The sequence below is a fragment of the Amphritea sp. 1_MG-2023 genome (assembly GCF_030547545.1).
GTDB lineage: Bacteria > Pseudomonadota > Gammaproteobacteria > Pseudomonadales > Balneatricaceae > Amphritea.
The window spans coordinates 283,228-295,899 of the sequence record NZ_JAUOQE010000001.1; the positions used below are offsets into that span (position 1 = coordinate 283,228).

Genomic DNA, 12,672 nt, shown 5'->3' on the forward strand with positions numbered 1-12,672 from the left:
GGCTACCGGGACCGGTGTTTATCCATTGATGTTTGATGGATCGTGTTTTATGACAATGTTGAACAGGCCTTCTGAGTTATCAGAAAGCTCTTGTAAGCGTATTTTCAGTAGCTTAAAAAAATCGACTGCCAATTGTGAAGCGGGTCGCGTCGCTGGATAGATCAGGTTGTAATTGAAACGTATCGATGGGGCGAAGGGTTTAACCACTAGCCCTTGTTTTATAAAGCTGATGGCTGTTATTGGGTCCACCAGCGAAACACCTGAGCCAGAGAGTACATAGTTACACGCGACGTGTGACACTTGAGTATCAAACAGCATTTTTCTGTTTACTTCAGCATGCTCAAAGACATCGTCAACTTTGTAACGAATACTTTGCTCCGTGCCTAACGATATAAACACCTCGCCTTCTAAATCTTGTGGCTCAATACTCACTTTGTTTTTAAGGGTGTGTCCCGGCGGCAGGATACAGACTAATTCACTGCGAGCTAACGATTCTGTTTTGATAGCCGGATCTGAAACGGCGATAGCAGAAAAACCGATATCGAAGTGTTGGGTTGCGATCCAATCGACGACTTGCTGCGAGCTACGAACCTGCAATGTCATCGATATTCCTTGATTTAATTCCATAAATTCGCGTGATATTCGTGGTAAGAACTCATGAGCGAGAGCCGGCATGCTAGCGATACGCAGTGTACCCCGGTGAAATGCCCGCAACTCTTCTGCAGTTCGTGCTAGTTTTTCGATACCGACGAATGAGCGTTCTATTTCTTCAAACAATATCTGAGCTTCGGGTGTTGGAATCAGTCTTTTTTTCTGTCGCTCAAAGAGTGGCACTTTAACTGAGTCTTCAAAATCACTGAGTAAGCGGCTGACGGCGGGTTGAGAAATATAGAGAATTTCTGCCGCTCCTGTCGTGGTACCTGCAATCATTACCGCGCGAAACGCTTCGACTTGTCTGAAGCTTAACTTAGCCATAGATACCCCTCCAAATGGTTCAATAATATAACATTATATTATCAACTGTGTGATATTTGATATTTGATATTATTTGTTTGATTTATGATCATGTAACAACAACATTAAGGGTGCTTCTTAGGAAGCACTGGTTATGGGCTCCAGCATAGAGACAATAATTATGGAGACACTCTTTAAATACATTTTGGCGATATTGATCAGTACGGTTGCAGGTATGCAGTTTGTGCAGGTGATAACTCGGTATGTTTTCGAGACTCCCGTTATGGGGCTTGAAGAGATTGCGGTTATTCCGACTTTATGGCTTTACATTCTGGGGGCGGTCAACGCTTCTCGAGAAGACACACAGATCAGAGCGAATGTTCTGGAAATATTCCTTAAAACGGAGCGTGCACGGCATATTCTGTTAATCATTTCTGAGTCTATTAGCTTAGTGATTTCAAGCTGGCTGACATATTGGGCTTGGGATTACTTTAAATATGCCGTGAGGGTATCGAAAGAAACGCCGACCCTCTATCTACCCACGCTGATCTATGAATCTGCTTTGTTTATCGGTCTGTTGCTGATGACATTGTATGTCTTATTGCATCTTTCTCGGCATGTACGGCTGTTGCTCGCCGGTGGCGTTGACGTCGAGAAGTTAATTGATCATGAGCATCCTCATACGAGTGAGCTTGATGAGTTCCCGCTGCTGTCCCCGAAGGAGGAGCGCAACAATGGTTGAAGTCGCACTATTGGCATTTGCTGTCTTGGTCATTCTCCTGAGTCTTGGTGTGCCACTGCCATATTGTTTTGGCGCCGGTTTAATGGTTATGGCGTTGATCGGTGAAGCCACTTTTAAAGGGATGATGTTATGGGGCTTTAGTCAGTTGACGAATCCGGTACTGCTCGCCATTCCACTGTTTGTGTTTGCCGGGACGATCATGAGTGTAAGCGGTATTGCCGCGAGCTTACTTAAATTCGTTAACGTTTTTGTGGGCAGAGTGCGTGGCGGTCTTGGCGTAGTTGCATCGATTAGTTGCGCTATTATTGGTGCGATTTCTGGCAGTGGCCTGACCGGTATTGCGGCGATCGGCCCACTGCTGATTCCAGAGATGGAACGTAAGGGCTATCCTCGGGCTTATGCAACGGCATTGATCGCTAACTCGTCGATACTGGGTTTGTTGATTCCGCCGAGCGTCACCATGATTGTTTATGGCTGGGTTACAGAAACATCAATCCTGGCGAGTTTTTTGGCAACGCTGGGGCCTGGTCTGCTGATTATGCTGAACTTTGCCATTGTGAACCTCGTCATGGCACGTAAGTTTCCACTGGTCATGGATGACAAGGTCTCTTTCACCGAGACGGTTAAGTTGGCGGGGAATAATACGGTTCATGCGATTCCTGCATTGTTGATGCCAGTGATTATTCTCGGAGGGATCTATGGCGGCATTATGACGCCGACAGAAGCGGCGGCCGTGGCTGTGATATATGCGCTGCCGGTAGGGTTCATGATCTATAAGGGCTTGACTTGGAAAGCCTTCCTTGAAGCTGGCAAAGAATCGGCTACGGCGGTAGGGGCCATTCTAATCATGATTCTGTTTAGCCTAATGCTGAGTCAGATCTTCGTGATGGAGGATATTCCACAGGCATTGGTTGAATCGATTTTTGAAATTACTCAGAACAAAACAACCCTGTTGATATTGGTCACGCTGTTCTTGTTTGCTATCGGCATGGTGGTGAACGATATCACCGCCATCATCTTAACGGCGCCGTTGCTGATGCCGCTGATGAGCGCATTGGGTGTTAGCCCAGTCCAGTTTGCGGCCATTATGGGGGTGACAACTGCGATGGGCGGTGTCACGCCACCCTATGCCAGCATCCTCTATCTTGGTGCACGGATCGGTAATGTGAAATTTACCGAAGTCATCAAGCCCGCCATGATCCTGTTGCTATTTGGCTATCTACCGGTGGTGGTGCTGGTGTTGGTGTGGCCTGAACTGTCTGAATATATACCGGCAATGCTCGGTTACTAAGCTAAACGACTGAATCTTAAATGTGAAACTACCGTCCCCTGGACAACAACAAAAATGAGGAAAGTTATGTTGACTTCACTGTCTAAAAAGCTAGTTCTAGCCGCGTCTTTATCATTGGCTACGCTGGGTGTAGCAGAAGCTGCTACCTTGAAATTATCTCACGTGCGTCCGCAGGGCACAGCGATTGATAAGGATGCTACTCAGTTTGCCGAAGCGGTTAACGCGGCTACTGATGGCAAATTAAAAGTGAAATTGTATCCGGCAAATGCGCTGGGTGATTATACGGTGGTTCAAGAGCGAGTGGGCTTAGGGGCCGTTGATATGGCGGTTCAGCCTATCGCTTCTAGCGTCGATAAGCGCTTTCAGATCGTTTCTTTGCCTTATATGGCTCAGGACTGGGCGGATGCACAAAAGAAATTTGGGCCGGGCTCAGTGATGCGAAACACCGTATCAGATCTGTATCAGCAGCAAGGCATCAAGGTGTTGGGTGCATGGCCGGTTTATTTTGGCGGTGTTGCTCTGAATCAAGATGTTGAGGGTGCAGCTGACTCCGGTGTGAGTAAAGCCGCAAAAGTCCGTGTACCACCGATCAAGGTATTTCAACTCCTAGCGGATAGTTTAGGTTATATCGCTTCACCATTGCCGTTTTCTGAGGCGTTTACTGCGGTTCAGACGGGTGTTGTTGATGGTGTCATTGGCTCGGGTGCCGAGGGTTATTATGCCTCTTTCCGTGATGTGACTAAGTACTATGTCCCCATCAATACGCATTTTGAAGTCTGGTATTTGTTAATTAACGAAGAGCGCTTTAATGACCTTAAAGCGGATCAACGACAGGCCGTTGCTCAGGCGGCGCTTGAGTTTGAAAACCGTCGTTGGGAAACCGCCGAAAAAGATCAGGCAGCGAATGAGCAACGTCTGGTGGATGCTGGCGCAACGATCGTTGAAGTGACGCCTGAACAACTGGCTGCGACGGCGGCAAAAATTAAGCAAAACGTATGGCCTGAAATCGTTAATGATATTGGTAAAGAGTGGGCTGATGAAATTCTGAAAGCTGCATTATCTGAGTAGCACTGTTTCACCGGTTAGGCATTCTCCTGACCGGTCTTTTAATGCAAGCAATCTTTTGTCTGGAGAGAGCATATGACGGAGAGTATGCGGAGCCCCCGTGGGAGCTCGGAGGTGGCTGTCATTGGCGGTGGTCTAGTTGGACTGTGTATCGCGCTTGGTATACAGCGGCAGGGGCTAGAGGTGACGGTATACGATGAGGGGGATATAGCGTTACGCGCATCACGTGGAAATTTTGGCCTTGTGTGGGTGCAGGGAAAGGGGGATAACCTGCCTGAATATGCCCGTATCACCCGTTTATCGGCCAAACTATGGGCTGGCTTAGCCGATGATCTGACACAGCATACCGGTATCGATATTCAACTGCAGCAACAGGGCGGCTTGTTCGTCTGTTTAACCGAATCCGAGTTGCAACACCGACAGCAGATGTTGGCAGCCATGGCGCAGGAACATCCTGAAGGCTATCCCTTTGAAGTGCTTGACCTGCAACAATTACGCGAGATGATGCCGGATATTGGTCCCGAGATAGCGGGCGCGACTTGGGGCCCCGAGGATGGTCATGTCAACCCGCTTTATCTCATGCATGCTTTGGTGAACCGGTTTGAGTCTCTCGGTGGACAGTTTGTCAATGCCGGCAAAGTGAATAATATTGTGCCGCAATCAGGGCAATTTTTACTCCAGGCTACGCAGGGCACGTTTAGCTGCAATAAAGTGGTGTTGGCGGCGGGACTGGGGAATAAAGAGTTGGGGCCTATGGTTGGCATCGAGGCGCCCGTTTCGCCGAATCGAGGCCAAGTCTTGATCGCTGAACGAGTGCGGCCTTTTATCAATTACCCCACCGGGCATGTGCGGCAGACAGTGGAGGGCACGGTGCAGTGTGGCGATTCAAAAGAAGATGTCGGCCTTGATACGGGTACGACAACGAATATCTTGGCACAGATTGCTCGGCGTGCAATCACCATGTTTCCGTTGTTAAAGGATGTGAATTTGGTACGTTCTTGGGGGGCATTACGGATTATGACACCGGATGGCAATCCAATATACCAACAGTCAGAACAATATCCAGGTGCTTATCTGGTGACCTGTCACAGTGGTGTTACATTAGCGGCAGCTCATAGCGGACCGATTGCTGACTGGATAGCGACTGGTGCTAACCCTACTGTCGATTTGGAGGCTTTTCATGGTCGAAGATTTAAGCTTTAAGCGTTTGCCTTGTAATGAGAGGGCGGCAGTTGAGATTGTTGTTGAGGGGCGAAAAGTGATTGCTTACGAGGGCGACAGTGTTGCTGCAGCGGTGATGCACGCGGGCCTCAGGCCCACACGCAAGACCGCGCTGAGTGATGTGGGTCGAGCGCCTTACTGCATGATGGGGGTATGTTTTGAATGTCTGATGAATATTAATGGCAAAGCCAATATTCAGGCGTGTATGACCGAGGTACGTGAAGGCATGGTGATTACTGTTCAACAGGGTGCCAGAGAGTTAGTTGGAGAGATTCGATGAGCATGCAACAGCAATACGACCTAGTGATTATTGGGGCCGGACCTGCGGGAATGGCAGCCGCTGCGGAAGCCGGCGAAGCGGGGCTCAACACACTGGTCTTGGATGAGCAATCGAGTGCAGGTGGACAAATATATAGGCGTATCGGCCAGCCTGTATTGCAGGATCGTTCGATTCTCGGTCAGGATTACTATGCCGGCGAAGCGCTATTAGCGGGGCTATCTCACCCATTGGTCACTCATATTGTCGAGGCGACAGTATGGGAGGTAAGTAAGGATAAAAGGCTGTTCTTCTCGGTTGCGGGAAAGAGTCGTGAGGTCGGTTTTAAAAAACTGCTGTTGGCGACCGGGGCACAGGAGCGACCGGTGCCGTTTCCTGGCTGGACATTGCCCGGTGTAATGACCTGTGGCGCGGCGCAGATATTGTTGAAATCATCGGGCCTGACGCCGGTAGAGCCACTGGTTATCGGGGGTAGCGGTCCGTTGTTATTACTGATTAGTTGTCAGTTGATCAGAGCCGGTGTGCGTATCGAGGCAATCGTCGATACGACCCCGGTGAGTAATTACAGACGTGCCTTGAAAGAGATCAAAGGCGCCATCAAAGGTTGGCGCTATCTGCTTAAAGGGTTGCGGATGCTTAAGGAGATCCGCAGTAGTGGGGTGAAATATTATCAGTCTGCAACTGAGTTAAGCGCAGCCCCTGGCGCTGACGGAAACCTTGCCTCGATTGGTTTTCGCACGGGCACGGTGCAGCATCAATTGGCGTGTCAGACGTTACTGGTACATCAGGGTGTTATTCCCAATACTCAATTAGGCCGGGCACTTGGACTAGCGCATCAATGGGATGAGGTGCAGCAGTGCTGGAAACCGACACTCGCTGATAATGGCAATAGTAGCCATCCTGATATTTTTATTGCCGGCGATTCTGGCGGTATTGGTGGGGCCGTTGCTGCCGAAGTGCAAGGCCGCCTAGTGGCGAATGACATAGCGCAACAATTATGTCGAACCAGTGGCACGGTAAACCGCGTTAATCGGTTGCGTAAGGCGCTAGCCGCGCAGCTCGTTATTCGTCCTTTTTTGGATCATCTTTACCGTCCGTTAGATATGTTTTTAAGGCCGCAAGGTGAAACGATTGTCTGTCGCTGCGAAGAGGTGAGTGCGGCTGAGATTCGTGGACTTGTTAAGCACGGCTGTGTTGGACCCAATCAGACTAAGGCGTTTTGCCGCTCGGGTATGGGGCCTTGTCAGGGGCGTCAGTGTGGCTCAACAGTGGCGGCACTGCTAGCCGATGAGCTGGGTAACAGTCCGGCTGAGGTCGGCTATTACAATATTCGTTTTCCGATAAAACCAGTGTCATTGGGTGAGCTGGCGAGTTTAGATCAAACAGATTAATACTCGCCAGAGAGCATTTGTTTAGCGGTAAGACATTCATAAAAATTGACTAGTTGAGATTTAATATAATGACGATTGAACGCCAGCAGACGGCGACGCGTATGAGTAAAGTTGTGCTTCATAATAATACCGCTTATCTCTGTGGACAGGTTGCTGAAGACCGCAGTGCCGGGATTGCGGAGCAGACCAGAACGATGCTGAAGAAAGTGGATGATCTGTTGCTGTCGGTAGGGAGTAGCTCGGAAAAAATCCTTTCTGCGACCCTCTATCTCAAAGACATGGCACATTTTGCAGAGATGAATTCTGTATGGGATAGCTGGATGCCTGAGGGCTATGCACCCGCGAGGGCATGCGTTGAGGCATCGATGGCAAGTCCTGAATTATTAGTTGAAATATCAGTTATTGCAGCAACAGACTGAGTCAGCTAGGGGCGGGGCTCGATGGCATTCTAGGTTTTAATACGGCCCCGTTCACTAGACTGAAATAAGCTTTTTCGGCGACTTAATGGGTTTTCTGATTAAATCCTAAAGCCGACATTGAGCGCTTCAAGCGTCTGGGTTAACTCTTCGAAGATTAACCTTCTTAACCATATATGCGCTGGATCTTTGATATAGCGCTCATGCCAGATAATCGAGTAGGTAAAACCTTTTTGTGGCATAGGGAAGGGCAGTATTTTTAGCTGATATTGTTTAGCGAAGCTAATCGCTAGGCCGTAGGGCACGGTGAGCATCATGTCGCTTTGTGAAATGATGGCCAGCGCCGCCACAAAGTGTGGCACTCTTAGGGCGATACGGCGTTTTAAACCACGTTCCTCTAAGAGATAATCGATCGCGCCTTTACGTGTCCCCCCCATGGTGATTAAGGCATGAGGGTAGTTGGCATACTCTTCTAAATCCAATGTTTGGGCGGCGGCTGGATGGCTATTACGCACGACGCAGACAAATCGATCACTCCCTACACCACGACCATGAATCGCCGCTGGCGCATCCTCGATAGTACAGGTGGCCAGATCAATATCATGTTGATCTAGTTCGTGTAGCAGGCTTTCCTGCCAAGGCACAATTTCTAGATTAACACCGGGTGCTTCCGTGCGTAACCGTTTGATCACGGGCGGTAGGAGTACCTGCGCACCGTAGTCAGTGGTTGCTAACCGGAAGTTATGGCTTGCTGTTTGCGGCACAAAGGTGGCGGGGGTTAACAATTGATTGAGCCCCAGCAATGACTGATGTAACTGCAATGCGAGTTCTTCAGCACGGGGTGTCGGCGTCAATCCTTTGGGTGTGCGGGTGAATAGTGGGTCATTAAACAGGCTTCGTAGCCGTGCCAGGTTGCGACTAATGGCCGGTTGTGTCAGGTTTAATCGCCCCGCCGCTCGCGTGACACTGCGTTCTTCAAGTAGGACTTGAAAAACAGGCAATAGGTTGAGGTCGGTGATCGAGAGGTTGTGTATATCCATTCATGATTTCTATTTATGTTAGATATTTATTTAATGCATTGGATGCATATTAATAGTGAGCATAGACTAAGCAGTATTATCAGACAATGCTCTATGCAAGGTGCTACATGTTTATTGAATCTAATCGTGAAATTCAACTGGTTCGTCGTCCAGTCGGCTTGCCTTCGAAAGAGGATTTTCAGCTAGTCAGTCGTCCTGTCGCCGAATTAAAAGAGGGTGAGGTACTGATTAAAAATTTATGGCTATCAGTCGATCCCTATATGCGCGGCCGAATGCTGGAACGCAAAAGTTATATTGAGCCGTTTGGCTTAAATGAAGTGCTGAGTGGGGGGGCGTTAGGCGAGGTGGTTGAGTCTCGCAATGAGCTGTTTCCCGTAGGCCGTAAAGTATCTAGCATGAATGGCTGGCGTGAATATTTTACTTCGACGGGGGATGATATTCAGTTGTTACCGTCAACCGAGATCGCCGATCAAGCCTTTTTGAGTGTACTCGGTATGACCGGTATGACGGCGTTTACCGGCTTGACTAAGATTGCCGAGCTGAAGCAGGGTGATCGCGTGTTTGTGTCTGCGGCGTCTGGGGCTGTCGGTGCGATTGTATGTCAAATCGCTAAACTGAAAGGCTGTTATGTTGCCGGCAGCGTAGGCTCAGAGGCTAAAGCGCGTTATCTATTAGACGAGCTGGGTGTCGATGCGGTGGTCAATTACAAGACGGCCGAGAATCTGCAGGACAGTATTGCAAAGGCGTGCCCAGAGGGCATTGATGTCTACTTTGAAAATGTCGGCGGCGCGCATTTTGAAGCAGTATTGAATCTGATGAATGATCATGGCCGTATCGCCGTATGCGGCATGATTGATCAATATAATGCAACAGCACCACAAGCAGGGCCGGGGAATTTATCTCAGATTATTATTAAAAAGCTGAGAATCGAAGGCTTTATTGTATTTGAACATTGGCATGATTACCCCGCATTTGTTGAGCAGATGATGCAATGGATCGAAGCCGGAAAAGTCAGTTGGAAAGAGACTGTTTTTAATGGCATTGAGCAAACGCCCGACGCTTTTATTGGTCTATTTAAGGGGGAAAATACCGGCAAGATGTTGGTAAAGCTCGCCTAGGCAGACAGTGACTCAATTGAGCATTCGATGATTAATTAAAGTGCGGGCTGAGATGAAGTTTGATCACCCGACAGAAAGGAAAGATTACGATGAATATTTTATTTGTGCTGACCTCACATGATGAGCTGGGTAATACCGGTGAGAAAACGGGGTTCTGGGTTGAAGAATTCGCTGCGCCTTATTACGTCCTAGCGGACGCTGGCGTTAATATTACGTTGGCTTCACCTGCCGGTGGTCAACCACCGATCGATCCTAAAAGCGCGCTGGAAGACTTCCAGACAGACGATACTCGTCGTTTTGATCAAGATGCTGAGCTACAACAAAAGCTGGCCAACACGCTGCCATTAAACAGCGTATCTGCCGATGATTACGATGCAATCTTTTACCCCGGTGGCCATGGCCCAATGTGGGATCTGACTCAGAATAAAGCTTCTATTGCCTTGATTGAAACCTTTGCTCGTCAGGGTAAGCCTGTGTCGGCGGTCTGTCATGCACCGAGTGTTTTGTTAAACACCAAAAATGAAGCGGGTGAACCGCTGGTTAAGAACAAGAAGGTTACGGGCTTTACGAATACTGAAGAAGCGGCGGTGGGTTTAACAGAGGTTGTGCCATTCCTGTTGGAAGACGAACTGAAGCAGCGCGGTGGTGTTTATTCTCAGGGACCAGACTGGGGCCCCCATCTAGTTGAAGATGGTTTATTGATTACCGGCCAGAATCCAGCATCTTCGACGCTAGTGGCAAAGGCTGTGTTAGCGAGTTTGACGAAATAATCATTTAAAATGGTAACATAAAAAAGTCACCGGGAGCGGGAGCTGCCAGTGACTTTTTTGGTTCAAGCTGAAATCAGTGATTAATGCGCGCTGATACCGCGAATCGCTTCGGAGCGACGACGTAGGTATTCCACGGTGCTTAGCAGCAAGATAGACATACATACCAGCAGGGTTGCAACCGCCAGTATGGTCGGACTAATCTGCTCACGAATACCCGCCCACATCTGCATCGGTACAGTTCGCTGTTCAGCGCCCGCAATAAAGATCGCAACTACCACCTCATCAACTGAGGTCATCAGGGCGAACAGGCCACCCGAAATAACGCCAGTCATAATCAGTGGCACGGTGATTTTAAAGAATGCATAAGTGGGTGAAGCGCCAAGACTATTGGCTGCTCTGACTAAGTTATAATCGAAGCCACTGAGGGTGGCCGTCACGGTAATCACAACAAACGGCGTTCCTAATGCGGTATGCGCTAGAATTAAGCCCATGTAGCTTTGTGATACCCCGATAGATGAATAGAAAAAGAACATCCCTGCTGCTGAAATAATCAGTGGCACAATCATGGGGGAGATCAATAAGCCCATGATGAGCCCTTTGAAGGGCAGTTCTGAGCGACTCAATCCCAAGGCGGCAAGGGTGCCAAGCACCATTGACAGAAAGGTTGAACAAACGGCGACGATAAAAGTATTTTTGATCGCAGCCATCCAGCGTTCACTGCCGAAAAACTCCTCATACCAACGTAATGAGTAGGCTTCCGGTTCGAAAGCCAGCATGCCTTCAGTAAAACTGAAATAGGGCTCAATATTAAACGACAATGGAATAATAATGAGCAATGGTGTTATCAGGAAAATAAAAACCATGCCGCAAAGAACGCGAAACGCATAGTACCAAAATGTTTCTAGTGGGCCTGCATATGCTGGAAGTGCCATAATCTTACCTCAACGTCATCTGATTGTTACCGCCAAAGAGACGGCTATAAATGGCATAGATACCTAAGACGAGTGCCAGTAGCACCACACCTAATGCTGCAGCGAGACCCCAGTTCAGCGAGCTTTGCATATGGTAAGCAATCATATTACCGATAAATTGACCGGTCTGTCCGCCGACGAGTGCGGGGGTGATGTAATAACCGATCGCCAGAATAAACACCAAGATAGCGCCAGCGGAAATACCCGGCACTGATTGAGGTAGATAAACCTTAATGAAGGCGGTATACGGTGTCGCGCCAAGCGAACGCGCGGCACGCATATAACTTGGTGGAATGGTTTTCATCACCGAATAGAGCGGTAAAATCATAAACGGCAGTAGTATATGAGTCATCGCAATGACGGTACCCGTGGCGTTGTAAATCATACTTAGGCGACTTTCATCATTGACGAGGCCAAACCAGACCAAGATATCATTGATCACACCTTGACCTTGTAGCAGGGCAATCCAAGATGAAGTACGCACTAGTAAGGAGGTCCAGAAGGGGAGTAATACCAAGATCATGAGGGTGTTGGCGATGCGCATGGGCAGTGATGCCAGCAGATAGGAAACGGGGTAACCCAGTACCAGAGTCAGCACGGTGATTAAGACAGACATCCAAACGGTACGCCAGAGCATCTGTAGATAGACGCGCTGATTCTCTGGCAGCATTTTGATTTCGCCATCGGGCGTTGTTTCCATATCAAATGCGGCAATGTAATAGGAAGCGGTATACGGTTTTGATTCGCGTTTAATCACGCGCCAGTTATCGATATCGCCCCAGCCTTTCTTAATTTTAATAAGTTGTTCTTTATAGGGGGGCTTGAGTCTAGCTGCCTTGCGTGCGGTGCCAACGATAAGGCTACGCATCTGGCTTTTTTCGTAATTAAGACGGGTGGCCGCTTTACCAATCGTGTGGTTTTTACGACCTTCTACCAAGTCTTTAACCAGCGCGGCATAGGTTGCCTCGTTGGGTAGTTCATTCTTATCGCCATCCCAGTCAGCCAAGGCTGCTGTTGTGTTTGGCATATACTCAGACACTTGAGGGTTATCAATCGAACGGAACAGCATGGACGCTATAGGTGAGACGAAAGTGACCATAATAAAGATCAGCAGCGGTGCTACCAGAAACAGAGCCCGGAATTTTTTGCGGCGTAGTGAACGATGCATATCCGAGGTAAGGCGTTTCTGTTCGTCCGGGGTTAATTGGCCTTCGGCCTCGACAGTATTTGCCATCATGAGGAATATAATCCCTTGTTTGAAAATGAATTAAAATGACGGTTGATTAAACCTGTTACCGTTATCATCCGCAGACAGATCATTAGTTGATCGTATAGCGTACTAAGCGATCAAATAATGACGCGAAAACTGCATTTAACTCATAAAGGGGGGCTGATTCGCCCCCCACAATTTAGCGA

Annotated in this window: 13 protein-coding genes; 9 read left to right on the plus strand and 4 right to left on the minus strand. The window is 48.6% G+C overall.

Annotation, left to right across the window (positions count from 1 at the left end; translation table 11 throughout):
- Window positions 1–18: 18 nt before the first annotated feature.
- Window positions 19–975 (minus strand): LysR substrate-binding domain-containing protein, encoded by a 957-nt coding sequence (locus Q4488_RS01200; RefSeq protein WP_303578614.1) that lies wholly within the window; start codon window positions 973–975, stop codon window positions 19–21.
- Between the two features lie 160 nt (window positions 976–1,135).
- On the opposite strand from Q4488_RS01200, the gene Q4488_RS01205 reads away from it, so the two are divergent.
- The 7 genes from Q4488_RS01205 to Q4488_RS01235 all read left to right on the plus strand — a co-directional run bounded on the left by Q4488_RS01205 (window position 1,136) and on the right by Q4488_RS01235 (window position 7,360).
- Window positions 1,136–1,696, plus strand: coding sequence for a TRAP transporter small permease (locus Q4488_RS01205; RefSeq protein WP_303578615.1), 561 nt, complete (start codon window positions 1,136–1,138; stop codon window positions 1,694–1,696).
- Window positions 1,689–2,987, plus strand: coding sequence for a TRAP transporter large permease (locus Q4488_RS01210; RefSeq protein WP_303578616.1), 1,299 nt, complete (start codon window positions 1,689–1,691; stop codon window positions 2,985–2,987). The genes Q4488_RS01205 and Q4488_RS01210 overlap by 8 nt, the downstream gene beginning before the upstream one ends.
- A gap of 66 nt (window positions 2,988–3,053) precedes the next feature.
- Window positions 3,054–4,055: a TRAP transporter substrate-binding protein DctP gene (gene dctP / locus Q4488_RS01215; RefSeq protein ID WP_303578617.1), complete on the plus strand. Its 1,002-nt coding sequence runs from the start codon at window positions 3,054–3,056 to the stop codon at window positions 4,053–4,055.
- 111 nt (window positions 4,056–4,166) lie between these two features.
- Entirely contained in the window at window positions 4,167–5,255 is a 1,089-nt protein-coding gene (locus tag Q4488_RS01220) for an FAD-binding oxidoreductase (RefSeq protein ID WP_303578618.1), read from the plus strand.
- On the plus strand, window positions 5,233–5,553 hold the full coding sequence (locus Q4488_RS01225) for a (2Fe-2S)-binding protein (RefSeq protein ID WP_303578619.1): 321 nt from the start codon (window positions 5,233–5,235) through the stop codon (window positions 5,551–5,553). Before Q4488_RS01220 ends, Q4488_RS01225 begins: the two co-directional genes overlap by 23 nt.
- Complete coding sequence (locus Q4488_RS01230; protein WP_303578620.1) at window positions 5,550–6,941, plus strand: NAD(P)/FAD-dependent oxidoreductase; 1,392 nt, start codon at window positions 5,550–5,552, stop codon at window positions 6,939–6,941. The genes Q4488_RS01225 and Q4488_RS01230 overlap by 4 nt, the downstream gene beginning before the upstream one ends.
- A 68-nt stretch (window positions 6,942–7,009) precedes the next feature.
- Window positions 7,010–7,360, plus strand: coding sequence for a RidA family protein (locus Q4488_RS01235; RefSeq protein ID WP_303578621.1), 351 nt, complete (start codon window positions 7,010–7,012; stop codon window positions 7,358–7,360).
- Between the two features lie 98 nt (window positions 7,361–7,458).
- Here the strand turns inward: Q4488_RS01235 and Q4488_RS01240 are convergent, their stop codons facing one another.
- Window positions 7,459–8,397, minus strand: coding sequence for a LysR family transcriptional regulator (locus Q4488_RS01240; protein WP_303578622.1), 939 nt, complete (start codon window positions 8,395–8,397; stop codon window positions 7,459–7,461).
- A 107-nt stretch (window positions 8,398–8,504) separates the two neighbouring features.
- Here Q4488_RS01240 and Q4488_RS01245 point away from each other — a divergent pair, with 107 nt between their 5' ends.
- Both Q4488_RS01245 and Q4488_RS01250 read left to right on the plus strand, forming a co-directional pair.
- Complete coding sequence (locus tag Q4488_RS01245) at window positions 8,505–9,515, plus strand: NADP-dependent oxidoreductase (protein WP_303578623.1); 1,011 nt, start codon at window positions 8,505–8,507, stop codon at window positions 9,513–9,515.
- Between the two features lie 89 nt (window positions 9,516–9,604).
- Window positions 9,605–10,285 (plus strand): type 1 glutamine amidotransferase domain-containing protein, encoded by a 681-nt coding sequence (locus tag Q4488_RS01250; RefSeq protein WP_303578624.1) that lies wholly within the window; start codon window positions 9,605–9,607, stop codon window positions 10,283–10,285.
- Between the two features lie 80 nt (window positions 10,286–10,365).
- Here Q4488_RS01250 and Q4488_RS01255 read toward each other — a convergent pair whose 3' ends face one another.
- Together Q4488_RS01255 and Q4488_RS01260 are read right to left on the minus strand one after the other, a co-directional pair.
- Window positions 10,366–11,217 carry an ABC transporter permease gene (locus tag Q4488_RS01255; protein ID WP_303578625.1) on the minus strand — a complete coding sequence of 284 codons (852 nt, stop codon included), beginning with the start codon at window positions 11,215–11,217 and terminating at the stop codon, window positions 10,366–10,368.
- Window positions 11,218–11,221: 4 nt separating this feature from the next.
- Window positions 11,222–12,493, minus strand: coding sequence for an ABC transporter permease (locus Q4488_RS01260; protein WP_303578626.1), 1,272 nt, complete (start codon window positions 12,491–12,493; stop codon window positions 11,222–11,224).
- Between the last annotated feature and the right edge of the window lie 179 nt (window positions 12,494–12,672).